The organism is Mesorhizobium sp. URHB0026, assembly GCF_054059755.1.
This window is the reverse complement of sequence record NZ_JBSSCN010000001.1, coordinates 3,330,246-3,349,245: the sequence shown is the minus strand read 5'-3', so window position 1 is coordinate 3,349,245 and position 19,000 is coordinate 3,330,246. Positions and strand designations below refer to the sequence as shown.

Here is a 19,000-nt window from a genome sequence, read left to right as displayed (position 1 = left end):
GCCGACCGCTCCGTCAAATCACCATTTCCGGCCCCCGCCGCGCTGTATCGCATACTGCGGGTTGAGAGGCATAGCTAGCGGTTTTTTGGATGGCATTCCCACGCAAGTCATTGTCTGTCTATTGCCTATCGGATCGCAGGGAATGAGGAACGTGCACTACGCGGGTGGGGTTGAGGACTGGGATGCACGCTGCTAAGGCAGGCCAAAGCCGCGTGTCGCAAACGGGATGAACGATGCCACCTAAAATTATCTGGATGCTGTGGCTGCAAGGCATCGAAACAGCGCCGCGGATCGTGAAAGCATGTGTGAACTCCTGGCAGCGAATGAATCCCGGCTGGACGATCCAAATCCTGGCCAAAGGGAATTTGGCCGACTTTCTGCCCGATGTTAGCGATCCAAATTCGATCCTCTCCAGATCGCTTTCAGACGCGACCTATAGTGATATCGTGCGTATCGAGCTTCTGTGCAGATATGGCGGAGTGTGGGTCGACGCTACCTGCTATTGTCTGCAGCCTCTCGATGAGTGGCTTGATAGCGCCATGTCAGAAGATTTCTTTGCCTTCGAGCGGCCCGCCCCTTCCCGAATGCTATCTTCATGGTTCTTGGCTGCCAGCCAGTCCTCCTACCTAATTTATGAGTGGCGCCGGTTGGTCCATCAACACTGGCTGAACCGAGCAGATGACCCGGACTATTTCTGGTTCCATCACCTATTTGGCCAAGCTTATCAAAATAGCAGAAAATTTCGCGTGTTGTGGGACCGAGTGCCAAAAATATCAGCGAACGACCCACATATATTCGCACCTTATGAGACGCGGTTGCTTGGCGCGATTTCAGAAGAAGACAGAGAGATCATATCTCTTGCCAAGATTCCGATCTTGAAGCTTACGCACAAAGTTGACCACAGTGCCGCTCGCGAAGGAAGCATCTACCAATTTCTTTGCGACTTCGGTCAGCACCCATCCGGCTGTGACATCCCACATCCGAGCGGCCGATATGCCACAGTCGCCGACACGGCGGCCAAAGTGCCGCCCATCCTTTTGTGCTGGTATGGATCGCTAAAAGACAATGGAACTATCGGAGATTTATTCGCAGTGCAGAGTGTTGCTGCCCGTATGAAAGCGTTGGGGTTGAATTTCAGGCACCTGACAGCAAATACCGCGTTTGAAATTTGCGGCGAAAGGGTAGCGCTAGACGAAATCGCCGAGGGTGACTACGCCATGTTAGTTTTTGTTTGCGGTCCAGTCATCAGAGATCATCCGATTGTAGAGACGATAATTCGTCGATTTCCCTCGATTAGAAAAATCGGGATCAGCATAAGCCTCTTTAGCCGAGACCATATCAACTACGTGCAGCCGTTTGACGTTGCGTTGGCTCGAGAAGGAGGGACGCAGCGCTTTGAGGACGTCGCCATTCTTGCGCCTTCGCGGGTCACTCCAAAGCGAGCGCGTGAACTGAATGAACCGCTTGTTATCGGATTGGTGCTCCGCGGCGAGCAAGGTGAGTATGGACCTCAGAGTTCACTTCACGATCGAACTAGTGCTCTTACGGCGCATGTGCTCGACAGCTTGGCCACAAAATATCAAGTGAGATCGCTTGAGATAGAACACCATTTGACCCGTTCTGGTCGCCCACCTGTCGAAATTGAGGCTCTATACGCGTCTTGTGATCTCGTGCTCACATCTCGTTTTCATGGCGCAGTTCTGGCGATGCGCAATGAGGTTCCCTTCATCGCTATCGATCAGATTCGCGGCGGTGGGAAGCTGACAAATCTCCTTTCCAACTCTGGATGGCCGTTTGTTTATCGGATTGAGCACGCGAAGGAGGATGAGGTCACGGGCGCTGCCTTGAACCTCATCGAGGGGGACAAACGCGACCTGCTGCTGGATGTTATCGAAAACACCAAATCCAGGGCTGTCGAGACACTCAACGCCCTGGAAGTTCTGCTGACGACAACGCCACCTGCGGCGTTACGTCCAAGTTGGCGTAGCCGATTGCAGCAAGGTCTGGCTCGCTGGCTACACGGATGAGAATGCCTTCGATAATTTTGTGAAGCATACGCAACTCGTCGTTGACCAAACCTCGCACACCGGCACTTGCCAGATATACTCCCGGCAACATGATACAGTTAAAGGCAAAACTTATTGTCATTTCAGAACCAGACCTGACGAATCTGGTTCTTTCTCCTTTTACCCTGTGCGTGTCCGAGCCCGCCAACACTAAGCCTGTCACGTTTTTGAACAGGAACTCAAAGCCGACCTCACTTGCATCGGCAGAAAAATCCACGGTATATTCGAAGACATACCGCTTTCCCATTTGCAGTACATTCACGCCCTCACCACTGAGAGTCAGAACGCGAAGGTCTCGAATTCGGGCACCGCGTTCTTCGAGATAAACAGCGGACTTCGACGTGAGGCTGGGATCATGATAATCCGCATACTGGCTTACAGTGTCGGCCTCGATCGGTACAGCGACGATTGCATCTGAGGCTTCTCCGGTAGGCGAAGCGGCGGGCCTTTTAGGATCGGGGGCGGAAGGCTTGTTTTCGAAATTGTCAGCAACTGCTGCCCTGGCAGTTGGCGAAACGGCACGGAGCGCCTTAATCCTGGTGCGAATTTCTGTCGCCACCTCCGTGCTGGCGCTGACCAACCGCTGATATTGCGCCACCACTGCTTTTGGCCGACCTTCTAGGATAAATTCGCCTCCATCTACAAGCATCGCCCGCGTACACAACTGAACGATAGTCGACGCACCGTGGCTGACAAAAAGAATGGTGCCGCCCTTGTCCTTGATTTGCTCAATGCGGGCGAAACATTTGCGCTGAAATGCCTCGTCGCCCACAGCGAGCGCCTCATCCACCACCAAAATGTCTGGATCAACATTGATAGCCGTTGCAAAGGCCAGCCGCACATACATGCCCGACGAATAGGTCTTCACCGGCTGATCGAGAAACGGACCAATATCGGCGAAACGGGCGATGTCGTCGAAACGCCATTCCATCTCCTTGCGCGGCACGCCAAGGATTGAGGCGTTTAGGAAGACATTTTCGCGGCCGGTGAACTCCGGGTTGAATCCAGCACCAAGCTCGAGCAGCGCGGCGATGCGGCCGTTGACCTCGACCGAGCCGCTGGTTGGCTGCAGCGTGCCGCAGATGATCTGCAGCAGCGTCGATTTGCCAGAGCCGTTGCGGCCGATGATGCCGACAGTTTCGCCGCGACCAACCTCGAACGAAACTCCCGACAGAGCTGCGAAGTCGCGAAAATAGCGACGGGGCGGACGGCCGATCAGCCGTTCCAGCCGCGGCACGAGCATCTGCTTGAAGCGATCCTCGGGGCGGTTGAACATGACGTAGTGTTTAGACACATCGCGCACGCGAATGGCAAAATGCGGATGCTCCCCCGCGTCGGCAGCGAAGACTTCAGAGGACATCGGCAAAGCCCCTACGGGTCTTCTGGAAAAATCGATAGCCGAGACAGGCGACCACTAAAGCCGCGCAGGAATAGTAACCAAGCGACCTCCAGTCAGGCAGCACGCCGAAAATGACTACATCGCGGAAATTCTCGACTGGAATGGCGAGCGGGTTCAGCGAAAGCCAAGGCTGCAGCCACGCCGGCAGCACGGTTCTCTGGAAAAAAACCGGCGACAAGAACAAGATCGCGGACACCAGCGGCGCCACGATCTGGCTCATGTCCCGAAAATAGACACCGATCGACGCCAGAACCCAAGCGATGCCAAGCACAAGGATCATCAGCGGCGCGAACACCAGAGGAGCCAGAACCACCGTCAGCGGAATGGTTCCAAAGACGACATAGGCGAAGACCAGCAGCACCAATAGGCTTACGGCCGCATGAAACAATGCTGCACCGACTGAAACCACCGGTAATATCTGGATCGGAAAGACTATTCTCTTGACGTAGTTGACGTTTGCCACAATCAAGCTGGGTGAGAGCGAAACGACCTCCGCGAAGAACTGAAAGACGATCAACCCGCAAAACAGGATGACTGCAAATTCTCCCGTTGAATGCGTGGCGCTCTGTTGGTCCGGTATCGTCCAGCGCGATTTCATCACAACGCCAAAAACGAAAGTATACACCGCTAGCATGAAAAGCGGATTGAGGAGCGACCATAACAATCCGAAGGCAGAGCCACGGTAGCGCCCCGCAACTTCACGACGAATCAGATCGAAAATAATATGCAAATTCATCATATTGCCGGTACTCATTGGTTCCGCTGAGGGACCAGGCATTCCTTCGCAGCATCTAGCGCACGTCGAAGCTCGGCCATATCCACTGAGAAATCAAAGTCCGCATGAGGATGCTCTTTCCCCCCAGCCTTGAGCCCATATCGAGAAGCCTCTGGCACCTTGCAGAAAATGACCTTCCAATCGTGGCCTAGAAAATAACAGGTCGATCGAATCCATTGGTCGAAATAGCATTCCGGCATGATTTCCACCACTTGGCACCCCGGCGGGCAAAACCCGATGTTGGCGAGCGCAGCCCCGGTCTGAGCCACAACGATCTGTGCATTGGAAAAAAGCCCGATTTGCTGCCGGACGTCGAAAAGCTCCGGCCTGACCAACAAAAACCCTTGAGATTTCAGCAAATCCTCAACGTCTTCCTGATTCCTCATCGCCCGTGTGCTACCAGGTGGCCTTTGAACATAAAGCCTTTTGGGCGAGCCTTCTCGATACGCCACGTTCGCACGCAGCACATCAAAAAGCGGCCGGCAAAACCGAGTTGTATAAGAAATATGCATTGATGCTAGGGTTGTTCCCAGTATTGACCTAAACCGGGTTGGCCGATCTATCTCGACAACTCGTTTCTCGAGCCCGAGAATTGAAAAGAACTCCCTTTGCCATGAGTTTAGGGTCTGCGTGGCGATATGTACGTTCGATCTTGTAGAAAGTATATTGTATATTATATACGCCGCTTGCAATCCGTCAAAAATAAAATGCCCATAATTCGAGCTTCCTACTCCAAAACTTGCAATCGCGTCGACGTCTAGTTCCTTCAAATCTCTCTGGTAAGAAGACAGTAAGCCCTCGCCGTTGCGAGATAGATACGGCTCAACAAACTCGACGCCGCCAAAATAATGCGCATTCTCGACAGTGGACTCGATCAATTTGCTATCGCGAGTGATCACCGCGCCGGTAGTGGGAAGCAGAGTCGCACGATTGCAAGCAAATGAGGCGACTGACTTCATGCGAGTCTCGCTCTTTGCCGTGGACATCATGGGAGCGGCATACCCATCGCCGAAAACATTCATTCCTGTGCGAAGGCCGTGCGGCGTCGCGCCTACCCAGCGCTCAGGCTCTTGAATGATGACCCTGTCTGAGAACCGAATTGATCGATCCAGTAACTGAAATAGATCATCGACTTGGTAGAACGTTCGGCAATCTACCGGAGATATTTCGACCAAAGCAGGCAAGAGAGCTTCTCTGGCGCGGCTAACAAGTCTCAGGATGTTATGCATACGGGTAATTTCTTATTTGACTGGGCCCCTCACTCCTGAAATCAAAGTCCTTGTCAACATAAGATTCCTCAAGCTTCATGCCTAGCGAATAGACGCTCAACGCAAAGCCTCGCTCCAAGACATGAGCAAACGTTCCATCCACTTGACCGGCTTCTTCGTCAAACAAATCGTCGGTCACGAACGGCAGGAGTTGCGCGATACTCGAAGTGCGGACGACAAACATCGTCCCCGCGAAGAAGCCCTCATCCAAAACGCGCCCTTCGGCTAGTCCCAATCTTTCCGCTAACCACACCAGCCTGGAATGGTTCGAGCCGAGATATGTCGTCATAGAAACGAAATGTCCCGCAGGTCCGATCATTCCTAACGACGGGTCGGTTTCGAACCTCTCCAAGGAACGAGCAAGAGCCTCGTAAGACAGAACCTTTCTCACCATATCCTGCCGCCAGAAGTCCCCATCAGAGCGATGCAGAGACCTCTTCGTGTGCACCTTCGCGATATAGGGAATCTCCTCCCGCAGCACTTCTGGAAGAACCTTAAAGAAGGGCAGGATATCACGCCCACGGTTCTCAACGACCTGCAGGAAGAAGGGTATGCTATATTGTTCAAGACATTCCCTTACCTGTTCCTCTCTTTCCTTGACCGTCGTGACAAAAACCTTAATCGGGAACGGATTCTCGGAGGCAATATTCAAAATTTCCGGCAACAATTCTGGATAGTAAGCATGAACGACCAGTGCAATGCGAGGAAAAAGCTTCAGCGCTGGCAACGAGTTCACGACAGAATCGGAAAGGTGCTCCAAACGGTGACCTTGAAACACCGAATTTCTTACCGCCCTAAGGTAAGCGAGCTCATCTCTATTGTCGGGCTCAAGATAGGCACCTTCAGCCCACTCATTCCAAGCGTTAATGAATACCAGCCTCTCGTCAGGGTCTTCAAATCTTGTCCAGGTATCATCTATCGCATTTTTCAGCCACTCTTCGAATAAGCGCGGACTGTTATTGACAAATATGTTGCCTTTGTTTCTGCGTCGCGCCGTATTGTCCCATGCGGGACAGACTCCTCTAAATGTCACATAGTCTGGTTTTGTGTAATTCCTGCTGCGTCTCAACAGGACGGTCCAATCGTACACGCGACCACCAAATTTAGGCACAAGGCCCTCAACCCGGTCGGTAATGTCGGGAGGGGCTGAATTGTTGGGAGGAAACTCGACTGCTGCGTCGAACCCATAGTCGGCGGGATTTGCCTGCTCGAACGACTGAGTGCAGGCAAGAAAAATTTCGCCGATACCATTCTCTCGGCACCATGCACGCCAGCGCAGGGCCGTGTCTCGAGCCGAAGGAAGCAAACTAGGGCGGTAAACCAAAAGTAGCGGCTTGCCTCCAACCCGAATATACCTGCCGTCACGCATGAAGCGAGCGATCTCACGAATGAAGGCGATATCATCGTCGGGCGAATGGTCCTGGCCAATCAAAACTTCGCTGTCGAGCCCGTCCCATCGCCTGCTCCAGTTCTCATTCGCCCAGCATAAACAGAATGGGAAATCGAGAGTCTTGTCGGAAAGGTAATTGTCGATGGGCTTTTCCAACAATCGCTTGCCGCCGAACCAGTAGAAATAGAAACAGAAGCCCTCAATTCCAGCAGAGGATGCCATCTCTATCTGCCGTTTCTGGATATCCTCCTGAAGAAGATTGTAATAACCAAGGTCAGCTGGAATCCTTGGCTGATTGTGCCCTTTAAATTGGGCGCGAGCCGGCGTCACATTAGACCATTCAGTAAAGCCACTACCCCACCATTTGTCATTCTCTGGAATTTCATGAAACTGCGGCAAATAGAAACAAATAACTCGAGCTAACTTCTGACCAGCTTGGGCGGAAATTAATACTTTTTCTTTCGATTTTATTTCTTGGCTGACACTGTAGGCATCCGAAACCCACTGCCTGTAAGCAGCAGACCCTTTGAAAAACCTGGGGAGTCGCCTAAACAAGAAGGCTTTAAGTCTTGCCTTATTGTGGACATCGACAGGAGCACTGCGCCAGATTTCCATGGGCGCTCGCCTGGCCGCAGAGATCACTTTTGACGCAAACTCTATCTGAGCGCGCCTAATCGACCGCAAGCTCGCTGTCGCGCGCCACGAGGTGCTGTTCTGCATGGCCGAGATCACCTCCGACTTGCGCTCGGCATCCAGGCGCCAGCCCCCGATCTCTTGCTGCAGTTGACTAATTCTTTGCTGCAAAACCTCTATATAATTATGTTTTTCCTTAACCTCGCTGAGGTATTTTTTCTCATTTTCCTCAAGAGCGAAAGCAAAAGCGCCTGCCCTCTCTCTTTGTTCACCAAGTTCTTTCTTTGCAACAACATTAATGTTTCTGGATATGTCCTCTCTAAGTGATTTTTCGGACGCAGCTTGTTCTTTCAATCTATAAACCTCGCGCTTGAGTCGATCGCGATGCTTAATCCATTTATCTTTTTCTGATCCAAAATGGAGTAAAGATTGCTCCTTAACGTCTTCTATTTCTTGATTCATCTTCCTCAGAGAACTATTAAGATCCTCTTCGATAACCTGAAATCTATCGTTTTGCCTTTTTAATTCTGGGAAAACGGCTTCGCCAAAAACAAGTGTCGCCGCGTCGAACTCACTTTTGACGCCATCGAGGGTAGCCATCGCTTTGGCATCATCCGGGTCCGTTTCCAGTACCCGAAGAGCAGAATAGGCATTCTTAACCCAAGCGAGAATCCGTTCGTCGGCAGAAAGCCGTTCATCACTGATCGCGTGATGTCTGTGGTCCGAAGACAAATAAGCATCAATCTCCCGTTCCACTTCCCCGAAGGGCATGGGCCAGCCTAACGACAGTGTGGTGACGATATTCGTCAGCTCCGCGCGCCAATCGATCATCATGGCATCATATGAGGCGAATGCGCGAGACATACCTCGAGTTGCGCTCTCAGATTCAAGCGTGTATCGCAGCCAAAGCAGAGAACCTGTTACAAAAGTCGAGCCGTCTCGCTCGCTAAGGGACGCGATGACCTCCAGCGGATTGCGGTTAGCTAATACGCAGTGCAGTTCAAAATTTGCCGATCTGAGAATGTCAGCATAAAATCCTACGAAACGAGAGATTCGTGGTTCTTTTAGAACTATCACCGAGGCGTCTTTGTACTCCTCGTCAATAATTCGAGAAATTTCCGTTCTGTAGAACAGAGCGCGTGGTGGTGCCAGGTTGCTGGGGTCGAATAGGCGCCAGTCATCCCAGCGACTGCCAGCCTCCGCGAGCAACTTCTCATTGAGAGTATTGAGACTCGTCGGCTCCCAATAGCCACTGGCATTGTTTTCGTCTGGGGCAATAACTTGATCCGGGAGCGTTGCCCCCAAAAGATTGAGTACCCTCGTCAGCGCGCTGGTGCCCGAACGGTGCATGCCGAGCACCATGATGCATGTGCGCTTCGTCGCTGGCTCCTTTGCAGCCGCCGGCTTCGCCTTGGTACGGGCTTTTGTCGGCCGTCGGTCGGTCGGGTGCGGATCAGGCGTCGCGCCTTGCAGATTTTCAGGGGATGGATGCTTGTTCATGCGCTCAATATCTGTCTCGTCTCTTCAACCAGCCGCTGCACCACCTCCCCCGCTGACATCCGCCAGTCCGGCGCCGTCCATCCGTACGCGTCCGCGAATTTCGCGCTTGATAGTCTTGAATTGGCGGGGCGGCGCGCTTTGGTTGGGTAGTCCATCGTTGTGATATCCCGTACCCGCGCCCAGGGACCACCAAACTTCAGGCTTGTGTCGAGGATATGGCGGGCAAAGCCGCTCCAGCTGGTCTCGCCGCTGCCGGCCAGATGATAAGTGCCGAACCGGGCGAAGCTCTTGTCGCCATGCAGCACCGCAGCCGCATGCAGGATCGCCTCGGCGATATCAAGTGCCGATGTCGGGTTTCCCCTTTGATCCGATACCACCGATATCTCGTCGCGGTCGGCGGCCAGCCGCAGCATGGTCTTGACGAAATTCTTGCCGAACGGACTGTAGACCCAGGCGGTGCGCAGGATCAGGTGGCGCGGATTGGCGGCGGCCACCGCCTGCTCGCCGGCAAGCTTGGAGGCGCCATAGACGCCGAGCGGCGCCGTCGGATCCGTCTCGACATAGGCGCCGGCCTTACTGCCGTCGAAGACATAGTCGGTCGAAAGATGGATGACGGGAACGCCGAGCCGCGCCGCGGTCTCCGCCACCTTGCCGGCCCCGGTCGCGTTGACCGTAAAGGCCAGATCGGGCTCGTCCTCGGCCTGGTCGACGGCCGTGTAGGCGGCGGCCGACACGACGATATCTGGCTTGGCACCCGCGATGACGTCGATGATGGTGTCGGGCCGTGCCAGGTCAAGCTCCGGGCGGCCGATGGCGGCGACCTCCACGCCCGCGCGCGCCTGGCCGGCCGCGAGCAAGCTTGCCGCGACCTGGCCGTCGCGTCCGGTGACGAGGAGCCTCACGCGCCCACCTTGCGGGCTTCGCCCAGTCTCTCGCCGGCATAGCGCTGTTCGCGGATCGGCCCCCACCACCATTCGTTGTCGAGGAACCAGTCCACGGTGCGTGCCAGGCCGCTGTCGAAATTCTCCCTGGGCGTCCAGCCGAGCTCGCGGCTTATCTTGGCGGCATCGATGGCGTAGCGGCGGTCGTGGCCGGGACGGTCGGTCACGAAGGAGATCAGCTCGCGATAGCGCCTGCCGCCGGCGCGCGGACGCCTGGCGTCAAGCAGATCGCAGATCGTCTCGACGACGGCAAGGTTCGTACGTTCCGAATTGCCGCCGACATTGTAGCTCTCGCCCGGATGCCCTTTCGTGGCGACGAGCTCCAGGGCGCGCGCGTGATCCTCGACGAACAGCCAGTCGCGCACATTGGCGCCGGCGCCATAGACCGGCAGCGGCTTTTCGTCGAGCGCGTTGAGGATGACGAGCGGGATCAGCTTCTCGGGAAAATGATAGGGACCGTAATTGTTCGAACAGTTGGAAAGCACGACAGGCAGGCCGTAGGTCTCGTGCCAGGCGCGCACCAGATGGTCCGAGGCCGCCTTCGAGGCGGAATAGGGCGAAGACGGCGCGTAGGGCGTCTCCTCGACGAACATGCCGCCGTCGAAAGGCAGGTCGCCGAACACCTCGTCGGTGGAGACGTGATGGAAGCGGAAGCGGCTTTTCCTGTCGTCGGACAGGCCACGCCAGTATTCCAGCGCGGCGTTGAGTATCTTGTAGGTGCCGACGATGTTGGTCTCGATGAAGGCGCCCGGTCCGTCAATCGAGCGGTCGACATGGCTTTCGGCGGCCAGGTTCATGACGATATCGATGTCGTGCCGGCGCAGAAGGTCGAGCACCGCCCTCTCGTCACAGATGTCGGCCTGAGCGAAGCTGTAATTATGGGCGTTCTCGATCGGCCGCAGCGACGCCAGATTGCCCGCATAGGTCAGCTTGTCGAGATTGGTAACCCGGTATGCCGGGTTGGCGCACAAATGCCTGCATACCGCCGAGCCGATGAAGCCGGCACCGCCCGTCACCAGAAAATTCATACCGCGGTCCTCACGCAAACATCCATCAGGCGAATACCTCGGCGACGGCGAGCAGCGGCGCCTTGAGGTCCTTGTCAGAAAGCTGGAAGCCGCCGGTCAGCGACGGCCACTCGATGCCGATGGCTGGATCGTCGAAACGGATCGACCGATCGTGCTCGGGCGAATAGGTGTCGGTCACCTTGTACAGCACCTCGGTGTCGGGCACGAGCGTGACGAAGCCGTGCGCGAAGCCCTTTGGCACCAGGATCTGGTTGCCTTTTTGCGCCGACACTTCGAGGGCGACCCATTTTCCGAAGGTTTTCGAGGTGCGGCGGATATCGACCGCGACATCGAGAATGCTGCCGCGGATCACCCGCAGCAGCTTGTCCTGGGCACGCGGCGCTAGCTGGTAATGGAGCCCGCGTAGCACGCCCGCGGCGGCGGAATAGGAGTGGTTGTCCTGCACGAAAACCAGGTCGATGCCGGCCTGCGAAAAGCGCTCGGCATTGTAGGTTTCCATGAAGAAACCGCGCGCGTCGCCATGTCGCTTCGGCACGATCTCCAGCACGCCGTCGAGGCCAAGCGGTCTCACCTCGAGCATCTACCCCTCCAACAGGTCGGCGACTCGCCGGCGCAGATAGCTGGCATACTCGTTCTTTCCCAGGCGAGTTGCACGATCCAGCACCATGTCCGCCGTCAGCCAGCCCTGCTCAAAGGCGATTTCCTCCGGACAAGCGACCTTGATGCCCTGGCGGTGTTCGATCGTGCGCACGAAGGAAGAGGCTTCATGCAGGCTGTCATGCGTGCCGGTGTCGAGCCAGGCATAGCCGCGTCCCAATCGGTGAACATGAAGCTGGCCGCGCTCGAGATAGACATTGTTGACCGCCGTGATCTCGATCTCGCCCCGCACCGAAGGTCGGATGGTCGGGGCGATGTCGACGACGTCATTGTCGTAGAAATAGAGACCCGTGACGGCCCAGTTGGACTTCGGGCTTTGTGGCTTTTCCTCGATCGTCAGCGCGGTCCCGGTCGCCTTGTCGAAGGACACCACGCCATAGCGTTCGGGATCCTCGACATGGTAGGCGAACACCGAAGCGCCTGTCTGGCGCGATGCAGCGGCGCGGCAAAGCTGCGATAGCCCGTCACCAAAATAGATGTTGTCGCCCAGGATCATCGACACGCTGTCCTTGCCGATGAAATCGCGGCCGATGATGAAGGCTTCGGCAAGGCCATTGGGCTGAGGCTGCTCAGCGTAAGACAGCGCCAGCCCGAAGTCCGATCCGTCGCCGAGCAAGCCACGGAAAGCCGGCAGATCACGCGGCGTCGAAATGATCAAAATCTCTCTTATTCCCGCGAGCATCAAAACGCTCAGCGGATAATAGATCATCGGCTTGTCGTAAATGGGAAGAATTTGCTTAGAGACTGCTAATGTTAGTGGATAAAGACGCGTTCCACTGCCTCCAGCAAGGATAATTCCTTTCAAGAAGCTCTCCTCGACATGCCAAAGCCCCCCGGCCCTGAGTGCCTGTGCTTAGGTTTCATGCATTGGCTTGTCAATGCGGCACACAACAAACGCATTGGCCACGCACGGGCAATCGGCTGGCGCCTCCCGCTTCGGCCGAACCTACCTGGTCCTACGTGGCCGATGCCCTGACCGGGACAAGCAGATTGTCCTCGTCACGGCTGCTGGCCTTACCCTGTTCATCCCTCAGGTTGAGCCGATCGGCAAAACCGCGGTGAAAGACGATACCGTTCAAACAGGCAAACGTCATCGCAAGGGCGGCGGTTCGCAGGGGATAATCGACGAGGGAATGAACGAGCAGAAAAGCTAGCGACAGAAAAGCCGCCTTCTGCAACGGCTCTCCGCGAATTACGGCGGACGATGCGGACAGCAGCACTGCATAGGCAACCATCAGTAAGATAACTGGCAAACCGCCCTCCAACGCCAATTCCAGATAATCGTTGTGCGCATGATTGACATAAGACTTGAAGATCATGTTGCCTTTTTCATGGATCTGGTAAACCTTCTGAAAAGCACCAAATCCGACACCCGGTGGTCCAATTCTGTTCAATTCCCTCAATCGTGGTCCGTGCGAATTCGGCTCGTCCGAAGGCCGGGTCGACCACTTTGGCATCGATCTTTGCCCACGCGCCGATCGTGTAGATCGAAAGACCGATGAAAACCGCGAGGATGCCATAACCACCAATCCTCGAACGCGCGGACAGGAAGACAACGGAGATGGCGGTGATCACCAGCCCGATCAAAATGCCAGCCCGCGAACCGGCGGCGAGAAGAAGCAGCAGGAGGATTACCAGGCCGAGCGCTCCTGAAAGAAGATGGCCGCGGAACAAGCCATAATAAACCACGAACGGGATCGAGACGAAGAGCAAGGCCGAGAAATGGTTCTGGTTGGCAAAGAGACCCGCGTTGATGGTAAACGGCAGCAGTCCCTCAATGGCAACGGTATCGGAGAGCGAATACTGGATCGCCGCCGCCAGGCTGTTGCAGATCACCCCCATGAAAAAGAACGGCAGAAGACCGTAGACCTGCTCGGCGCGCAGGCGCAGGACGGCGAGGAAGAATACCGCGGCCGCGACAAAATAGAGCATGCACTCGACAGTGCGCCCCACTCCGACGCTGACGAAGCGCAGCCGGCTTCCGCCATCCAGCCATGGGTCCGCAAGCAGCACCCCGGGCCGCACCCCTTCGAGCAGGGTCGCTGGCAGCGGCACGACCTGAAAACAGAACACCGCAACCACGAGAGCAAGCAACCACAAGACGACGCGGGGAATTGCCTGTTGCGACGGCCTCGAGAGGATCGCCGCGGCGGAGATGAGCGCCGCAATCTCGATCAGCGTCTCGGTGTACAGACCGCTCGCGGTGCCGCCACCAATCAGCAGGGATAGAAAGAGCACCGAGCCAAGCAGATATTTGTCCCAGTGCGTGGGCTGTCGCGACCGTTCTCTCACGACGATACTCTTTCGATGCTCAATTTGTGCATGACCAACGTCCCGACATACCGAAACCGCCAACTCTGTGCGATCGCGTCCGTTTCCAGTCTCAGCAACTGCATCGGGCACGCCGCCGGCTCAACCGTGAAGTCCAGGGTCTGCCTTCGCCTGTTGTAGGTGCCTTCCGGTATGTTGAAGCGCGCTATCTCGCGTGAGGGAGCGACGCACCTGAGAGACCAGAACAAATCCCTCGGCAGTTTGAGAGTCGTGGCCGAAGCGTTCAGGGAAATCCTGTAGGAGCCAGGAGGAAGTTTGATAAATTGCTGAAGCGCCGCGTTCTTGACCGGCGTGTTCAGAAATCGAATCGTCGCTCCGCGGTCGCTTTCACCTGCATCCCGCGACCCGGCGAAGGTGATCTCCATACCCGACCGGTCGTGTATCACCCAGTCGAATGGTTTGCCGCTCTGGACCGGTTCGAAGCCGCCGTTGAAAATGTAGCCGCCCAGTTTCCGTTCCTCGTCGGACAGGCTGAAGAGAAAGAGCCGATAGGCCGGGTCATATTGCCTTTGCTTGATGTGGCCATCGATCACGGCCGACAATTCGTTGGACGTTGGAGGCGTCGAGGACCCCGCGAGATCGAGCAGCAGTTGGTTTGCGGCCGCCAAGCCCTGGTGGTTCTGGCCAAGGGTCGAAAGAAGCTTGCCCCGCCATGGCGCCTGCGCCCGGATGGCGGCGAGCACGGCCCCGTACCCGTCGGGATTGGCGAGAATGGCCGGCCAACCGGCGGCCACGGTTGAAAATTGATCAGGCCACCGACGCAGCAAGATATCGATTTCGGCTACAGCCCTTACCAGGTTGCCCGTCTCGACGGAGCGATCGATGGATCTCTGCAATGCGTGTATTTCGGTCTTGGACAGCATTCGAGCCCGATCAAAGAGTTCGAACGCCTGGTCCTTCTCGCCCTGGCGATACTTGATCTCACCGATCAGGCTATAGAGGCGTGCATCCGCGACATTGAAACGAAGCGCATTTCGAGCCTTTATGGCTAATCCATCGAGGTCGGCACCGTCGTTCGTCTGGTTCAGTTTGCCGGCGATCTCGCCTATCAAAGCATCTACGTTCAACGGATCCAGCGCGAGAGAGACGCTTGGCGTTCCAGTTTCAATAAGACGACTTAGCCCGATCGACGAAGCTATCAACACCAGAACGAAGGCGACGAACCAAACGCCTGAACGCAGGAGACTTAGCATGCGCGGGCTGGTCTGCTCCACCATCGACTCTGCCCTCGATTTTCGGGGTTTTCGTGCCGTATTCGTAATACTGATAGTTCATATATTTGTAGGCGTAGTTGTAGTCGAACTTGTTCACCTGGAATTTCGACATCGCTGCCCCGATGACATTCGCTCCGGCTGCTCGTAGACGCTTCAGAGCCTTTTTGGCGGATTTGCGGGTTACCTGGTTGGTGGAAATCACCATCAGCGTGCCTTCGGCAAGCCGGCCGAGGATCGGCGCATCCGAAAGGCCAACGACCGGCGGCGCATCGATGATGACCAGATCGAAGCGCTTGCCGAGATTGGTGATGATCAGCGCCATCTTGGGCGAAGAGAGCAGGTCAGCCGGGTTCGGCGGTATTGTCCCCGATGTCAGAACAGTCACATTGGGATATTTCGTCGCTCTGAAGATGCCGGCTAGATCTTCCTTGCGAACGGTGTTTGTCAGGAGATTGCTCAAGCCGATCGCGTTGTCGAGGCCGAACAGTCGATGCAAATTGGGTTTGCGCAAATCACCGTCGACAAGTAGAATTTTTGCGCCGAGAGCGGCAAAATCCTGGCTAAGCTTGACCGATGTGGTCGATTTACCCTCCGACGGTTCGGAGCTGGTCACCAGCAGCGAACGCGGCGCCCCTTGCGCTCCTGAGAATTGCAGCGACGTCCGCAACGAACGATAGGCCTCCGAAAGCCCCGATTTCTGATCGGCTATGCTGGCTATGAGTTCCCGGTCGTCGACGAGCGGCAAGATGCCGAGCATGGTCAATCCGAGCTCTTTTTCGATCTGCTCCGGATTTGTGAAGGTGTTGTTGAGCAATTCGACGATGTAGATGATCGACGCACTCAAGGCCATGAAGAGCGCCAGGGATATTGCAAGATTGATGCTGAGGCGAGGAGAATAAGGGCTCAAGGGCCGGGTCGCGAAATCGACAATGGCAGCGCTTTGCGTCTTGAGTTCAGAACTCACGCCGACTTCGTTCAGCTTGGCGATCAGGCCGTCATACTGCGACCGGTTGGAATCGACCTCCCGCTTGAGGATGGTGTATTTGATGTTCTTGTCGTTGAAGACGATCTGCTGCTTTTCCAGTTCCGTAAGCTTGGCCTTGAGGTCGGCTTCCTTGTTCTGCGCTTCCTGAAATTTCAATCTTAGCGAGTCGGTTATCGCCAGCACGCCATTGTTGTAGAGCCGCTGCAGCTCCTTGATCTGCGACTGCAACTGCTGCATCTCCGGAAAGCCAGGTTTCAGGACGCCTAATTTCTGCTGGTATTGACTTGTGAGGTCCGCGAGCTTTTCACTGAGCTTCTGCAGGCCTTCGCTTTCCAGAACCGGACCGAGACTGGCGCCACGCCCCTTGTCTATCTGGCCCACCATCCGCCCGGCATCGAGACGCTCCTGGATTGCGGTCGCGAGTGCCGTGTTGAGGGCCTCGATGTTTGACCCGATCAGCGATTTGTCGCCGCCGGTGACGGTTATGCCGGCATCCTTGGCATAGGCGACCAGTTCCTCCTCGGACTTCTGCAGCTTCTGTTTGACCTGCAGGACCTGCTCCTGAATGAACTGCCTTGCCAGATCCGACGTCTCGCTGGTCTGGTCGAGACGCTGATCGATGAAGCTCTGGGCGACCTGATTGGCGACATCGCTCGCATATTTCGGCTTTTGGTCGACAAAGGTGATCGACAACAGGCTGGTGTTCGTCACCAGATTGACCGTGAGGTCATCGAGGACGCGCTTGATCGCCATGCCTTCCCGCTCTTCGGGGGTCTTTTCCTGGATCGAGGGCGATTTGGAAATTCCGAAGGCGCGGTAGAAGATGTTGCCGATTGAAAAACTCGGAGTCGGAAACAGGAAGTCCGGCTTTTCGGCTAGGCCCAATTGAAAGACCACGCGCTGCGCCAAGGCCCTGCTCTTCAATTTCTCCCGGGCGGTTAGAAAAGCCCGGACGTCACTGTTTTCTGAAACCACTTCAATGTCCTGGAAGACCTTTGCCGAAGGGACCAGAACCTCCAACTGCGTCGTCGCTTGATATTTGGGTGTCTGCATCATCGTCACAATGACACCGGCGACGAGGCCCGCCACTGCCGTCATGACGATCAGCCAGCGATACTGGATGACATAGAACAGCAAACGGAGCGGATTGAAGCCCTCGTGCTGGGCGGCATAGTCGCGACCATACGGGCTATAATTTTGCGCCGCATCGTAATAAAGATCCGCGGACAGGCCTTGGCCATGTCCGGAGCCGGCAATTTGGGGCTGCCTGTTGCGATCGAGCATGGCGCAAAGTCATCCTGGTTTGTCCGTGGCCGGCCTTGCCTGTCTTATGGAATGACCGCGATGCGGGCCGCGCTCGAGGCGAGACCCAAGGCGTCCTTGAGATTGTTCATCGCGATTTTCGACTTCGAAGCGAAAACGACGATCACGTCGCCGCCGTAGATGCGCGGGTTGCGATTCTTGCCTGCGCGAATTGCCTCGACATTGTAGTTGGCGACCAGCCTGCTCTGGCCAAAATTGCGATAGACGAACACCTTGCCGCCGTCGCCGACAGCATTGAATCCTCCGGCGAGCGCGATCGCATCCAGCAAGGAAGCCCTGCTGGACACCGGATAGATACCTGCCCTGTTGACTTCGCCGTCGACCGTAATGCGCTGGCCTACCGATTCCTTCACGAAAATCGTCACGTCAGGCGATTGCAGATATTTTGCGCCGTACGCGATCTCGATTTCCTTCTCGAGCTGACGAACGGTCTTGCCGGCGGCGATTATCGCGCCAATGAGCGGAAGGGAAATCTGGCCGCTGGCATCGACCTGAACGGTCCTGTTCAAATTATCGACCTGGAAGACGCTGACTTCGAGCACGTCGTTGGCTGACAGCGGCTGCTCGCTGCCATTTTGCGTGTTTTGCGGCGCCGGCAGGTCTTTCACCACCTGCAGCGCACCACCGCCGGCAAGGGCCCTCAAAGACGATGTCGGTTGCAACGCTTCGACCGAGGCCGTCGATGATGTTGAAGAAGAGCTCGCGCAAGCAGAGAGTGCAAGCAACGCGGCCAGCGTCGGCATACCTGCATTGTTTCTGGCAAGATCGAAAATGTTCATCCCAGAGACCCGCTCTTGAACAGCCGACCCAATCCGCCGAAACGGCCCGCGCTGCCGGCATATAATTTCTTGGTGCTCACTTTTCCAATGGGCGCGAGCAGCCGATTCTGCAATATCGCGACCGGCCGTTTTACCGCCATATTGTAGGCTTCATCTTCGCCGCACCGATTTGCTATGGCGACCACGGCCTGGGAAAGCCCCGGCCGACGCCTCGACAGGCCATGCGCATCGGATGCGATGATGTCCACCCTGCCCTCGTCGAGCAGCTTTTCCGAGTAGTAGAGAGCGGTCCGGCCAAAGGCTCCCACGACCGAATCCGCCGTGAGCTGGATAAGGCAGCCCAATGCGTTCAATCGCTCAAATAGCGCGACCCGTTCAACGTCGGCACTTTGCCGAGCTTTAGCCGGTCGGGAAGATCAGGCGAAACATGAACGTCGGCGCCGACGTAGAGGACAAGCGGGATGCCGGCGCGAGCAAGTTCCCTGACCAGCGCCTCGACTGCCTGGGCAATGTTTGTCGTGCCGTTCTCATGGAGGCCAGGCATGACGTGCGGGGTGCACACCATATGCGTTGTCCCATCAGCCACTGCCAGCCGCGCCATTTCGAGCGATTCAGCCAGACTGGAAGAGCCATCGTCGAGACCAGGCAGAATATGGGAATGCAGGTCGATCATTGGCGTTTCTGTCTGCATGGAGGCAAAGCGACGCCACA

At 56.1% G+C, this 19,000-nt stretch carries 14 protein-coding genes and 1 pseudogene; 1 reads left to right on the top strand and 14 read right to left on the bottom strand.

Annotated features, from left to right (window positions below):
* The first annotated feature begins 233 nt into the window (after window positions 1-233).
* Entirely contained in the window at window positions 234-2,027 is a 1,794-nt protein-coding gene (locus ACVWWD_RS16345; RefSeq protein WP_352552201.1) for a capsular polysaccharide synthesis protein, read from the top strand.
* Here ACVWWD_RS16345 and ACVWWD_RS16340 read toward each other — a convergent pair.
* From ACVWWD_RS16340 to ACVWWD_RS16275, 14 genes and pseudogenes are all read right to left on the bottom strand, one after another.
* Window positions 1,924-3,426: an ABC transporter ATP-binding protein gene (locus ACVWWD_RS16340; RefSeq protein WP_457103196.1), complete on the bottom strand. Its 1,503-nt coding sequence runs from the start codon at window positions 3,424-3,426 to the stop codon at window positions 1,924-1,926. The two genes, ACVWWD_RS16345 and ACVWWD_RS16340, sit on opposite strands and share 104 nt — an antisense overlap.
* On the bottom strand, window positions 3,416-4,219 hold the full coding sequence (locus ACVWWD_RS16335) for an ABC transporter permease (RefSeq protein ID WP_198030281.1): 804 nt from the start codon (window positions 4,217-4,219) through the stop codon (window positions 3,416-3,418). The genes ACVWWD_RS16340 and ACVWWD_RS16335 overlap by 11 nt, the downstream gene beginning before the upstream one ends.
* Complete coding sequence (locus ACVWWD_RS16330) at window positions 4,216-5,469, bottom strand: glycosyltransferase family 61 protein (RefSeq protein ID WP_457103195.1); 1,254 nt, start codon at window positions 5,467-5,469, stop codon at window positions 4,216-4,218. The genes ACVWWD_RS16335 and ACVWWD_RS16330 overlap by 4 nt, the downstream gene beginning before the upstream one ends.
* Entirely contained in the window at window positions 5,462-9,031 is a 3,570-nt protein-coding gene (locus ACVWWD_RS16325) for a glycoside hydrolase family 99-like domain-containing protein (RefSeq protein ID WP_352552205.1), read from the bottom strand. The genes ACVWWD_RS16330 and ACVWWD_RS16325 overlap by 8 nt, the downstream gene beginning before the upstream one ends.
* The gene (gene rfbD / locus ACVWWD_RS16320) at window positions 9,028-9,933 is read right to left on the bottom strand and encodes a dTDP-4-dehydrorhamnose reductase (RefSeq protein WP_352552206.1); all 906 of its coding nucleotides are present in this window, start codon (window positions 9,931-9,933) and stop codon (window positions 9,028-9,030) included. Before rfbD ends, ACVWWD_RS16325 begins: the two co-directional genes overlap by 4 nt.
* Window positions 9,930-11,000, bottom strand: coding sequence for a dTDP-glucose 4,6-dehydratase (rfbB, locus tag ACVWWD_RS16315; protein ID WP_352552207.1), 1,071 nt, complete (start codon window positions 10,998-11,000; stop codon window positions 9,930-9,932). The genes rfbD and rfbB overlap by 4 nt, the downstream gene beginning before the upstream one ends.
* 25 nt (window positions 11,001-11,025) lie before the next feature.
* Window positions 11,026-11,580 carry a dTDP-4-dehydrorhamnose 3,5-epimerase gene (rfbC, locus tag ACVWWD_RS16310; RefSeq protein ID WP_023784587.1) on the bottom strand — a complete coding sequence of 185 codons (555 nt, stop codon included), beginning with the start codon at window positions 11,578-11,580 and terminating at the stop codon, window positions 11,026-11,028.
* Complete coding sequence (rfbA, locus tag ACVWWD_RS16305; RefSeq protein ID WP_023784586.1) at window positions 11,581-12,462, bottom strand: glucose-1-phosphate thymidylyltransferase RfbA; 882 nt, start codon at window positions 12,460-12,462, stop codon at window positions 11,581-11,583.
* A gap of 151 nt (window positions 12,463-12,613) precedes the next feature.
* Window positions 12,614-12,976 carry an O-antigen ligase family protein gene (locus tag ACVWWD_RS16300; protein WP_352552210.1) on the bottom strand — a complete coding sequence of 121 codons (363 nt, stop codon included), beginning with the start codon at window positions 12,974-12,976 and terminating at the stop codon, window positions 12,614-12,616.
* Between the two features lie 10 nt (window positions 12,977-12,986).
* Window positions 12,987-13,949, bottom strand: a complete 963-nt coding sequence (locus ACVWWD_RS16295; protein WP_352552212.1) for an O-antigen ligase domain-containing protein — start codon at window positions 13,947-13,949, stop codon at window positions 12,987-12,989.
* On the bottom strand, window positions 13,946-15,205 hold the full coding sequence (locus tag ACVWWD_RS16290) for a tetratricopeptide repeat protein (protein ID WP_457103194.1): 1,260 nt from the start codon (window positions 15,203-15,205) through the stop codon (window positions 13,946-13,948). The genes ACVWWD_RS16295 and ACVWWD_RS16290 overlap by 4 nt, the downstream gene beginning before the upstream one ends.
* Window positions 15,093-17,471, bottom strand: coding sequence for a GumC family protein (locus ACVWWD_RS16285; protein ID WP_457103193.1), 2,379 nt, complete (start codon window positions 17,469-17,471; stop codon window positions 15,093-15,095). Before ACVWWD_RS16285 ends, ACVWWD_RS16290 begins: the two co-directional genes overlap by 113 nt.
* A gap of 44 nt (window positions 17,472-17,515) precedes the next feature.
* Complete coding sequence (locus ACVWWD_RS16280) at window positions 17,516-18,253, bottom strand: polysaccharide biosynthesis/export family protein (RefSeq protein ID WP_457103192.1); 738 nt, start codon at window positions 18,251-18,253, stop codon at window positions 17,516-17,518.
* A 32-nt stretch (window positions 18,254-18,285) separates the two neighbouring features.
* Window positions 18,286-18,962 (bottom strand): annotated as a pseudogene (locus tag ACVWWD_RS16275) (tyrosine-protein phosphatase).
* Window positions 18,963-19,000: the final 38 nt, after the last annotated feature.

What these genes read in the sequence shown, in the direction of transcription:
- ACVWWD_RS16285 (WP_457103193.1), bottom strand. Translation starts at nt 17,471, where the DNA reads ATGCTCGATCGCAACAGGCAGCCCCAAATTGCCGGCTCCGGACATGGC.
- ACVWWD_RS16340 (WP_457103196.1), bottom strand. Translation starts at nt 3,426, where the DNA reads ATGTCCTCTGAAGTCTTCGCTGCCGACGCGGGGGAGCATCCGCATTTT.
- ACVWWD_RS16345 (WP_352552201.1), top strand. Translation starts at nt 234, where the DNA reads ATGCCACCTAAAATTATCTGGATGCTGTGGCTGCAAGGCATCGAAACA.
- ACVWWD_RS16290 (WP_457103194.1), bottom strand. Translation starts at nt 15,205, where the DNA reads ATGGTGGAGCAGACCAGCCCGCGCATGCTAAGTCTCCTGCGTTCAGGC.
- ACVWWD_RS16280 (WP_457103192.1), bottom strand. Translation starts at nt 18,253, where the DNA reads ATGCCGACGCTGGCCGCGTTGCTTGCACTCTCTGCTTGCGCGAGCTCT.
- ACVWWD_RS16325 (WP_352552205.1), bottom strand. Translation starts at nt 9,031, where the DNA reads ATGAACAAGCATCCATCCCCTGAAAATCTGCAAGGCGCGACGCCTGAT.
- ACVWWD_RS16330 (WP_457103195.1), bottom strand. Translation starts at nt 5,469, where the DNA reads ATGCATAACATCCTGAGACTTGTTAGCCGCGCCAGAGAAGCTCTCTTG.
- rfbB (WP_352552207.1), bottom strand. Translation starts at nt 11,000, where the DNA reads ATGAATTTTCTGGTGACGGGCGGTGCCGGCTTCATCGGCTCGGCGGTA.
- ACVWWD_RS16300 (WP_352552210.1), bottom strand. Translation starts at nt 12,976, where the DNA reads ATGATCTTCAAGTCTTATGTCAATCATGCGCACAACGATTATCTGGAA.
- rfbC (WP_023784587.1), bottom strand. Translation starts at nt 11,580, where the DNA reads ATGCTCGAGGTGAGACCGCTTGGCCTCGACGGCGTGCTGGAGATCGTG.
- ACVWWD_RS16335 (WP_198030281.1), bottom strand. Translation starts at nt 4,219, where the DNA reads ATGAGTACCGGCAATATGATGAATTTGCATATTATTTTCGATCTGATT.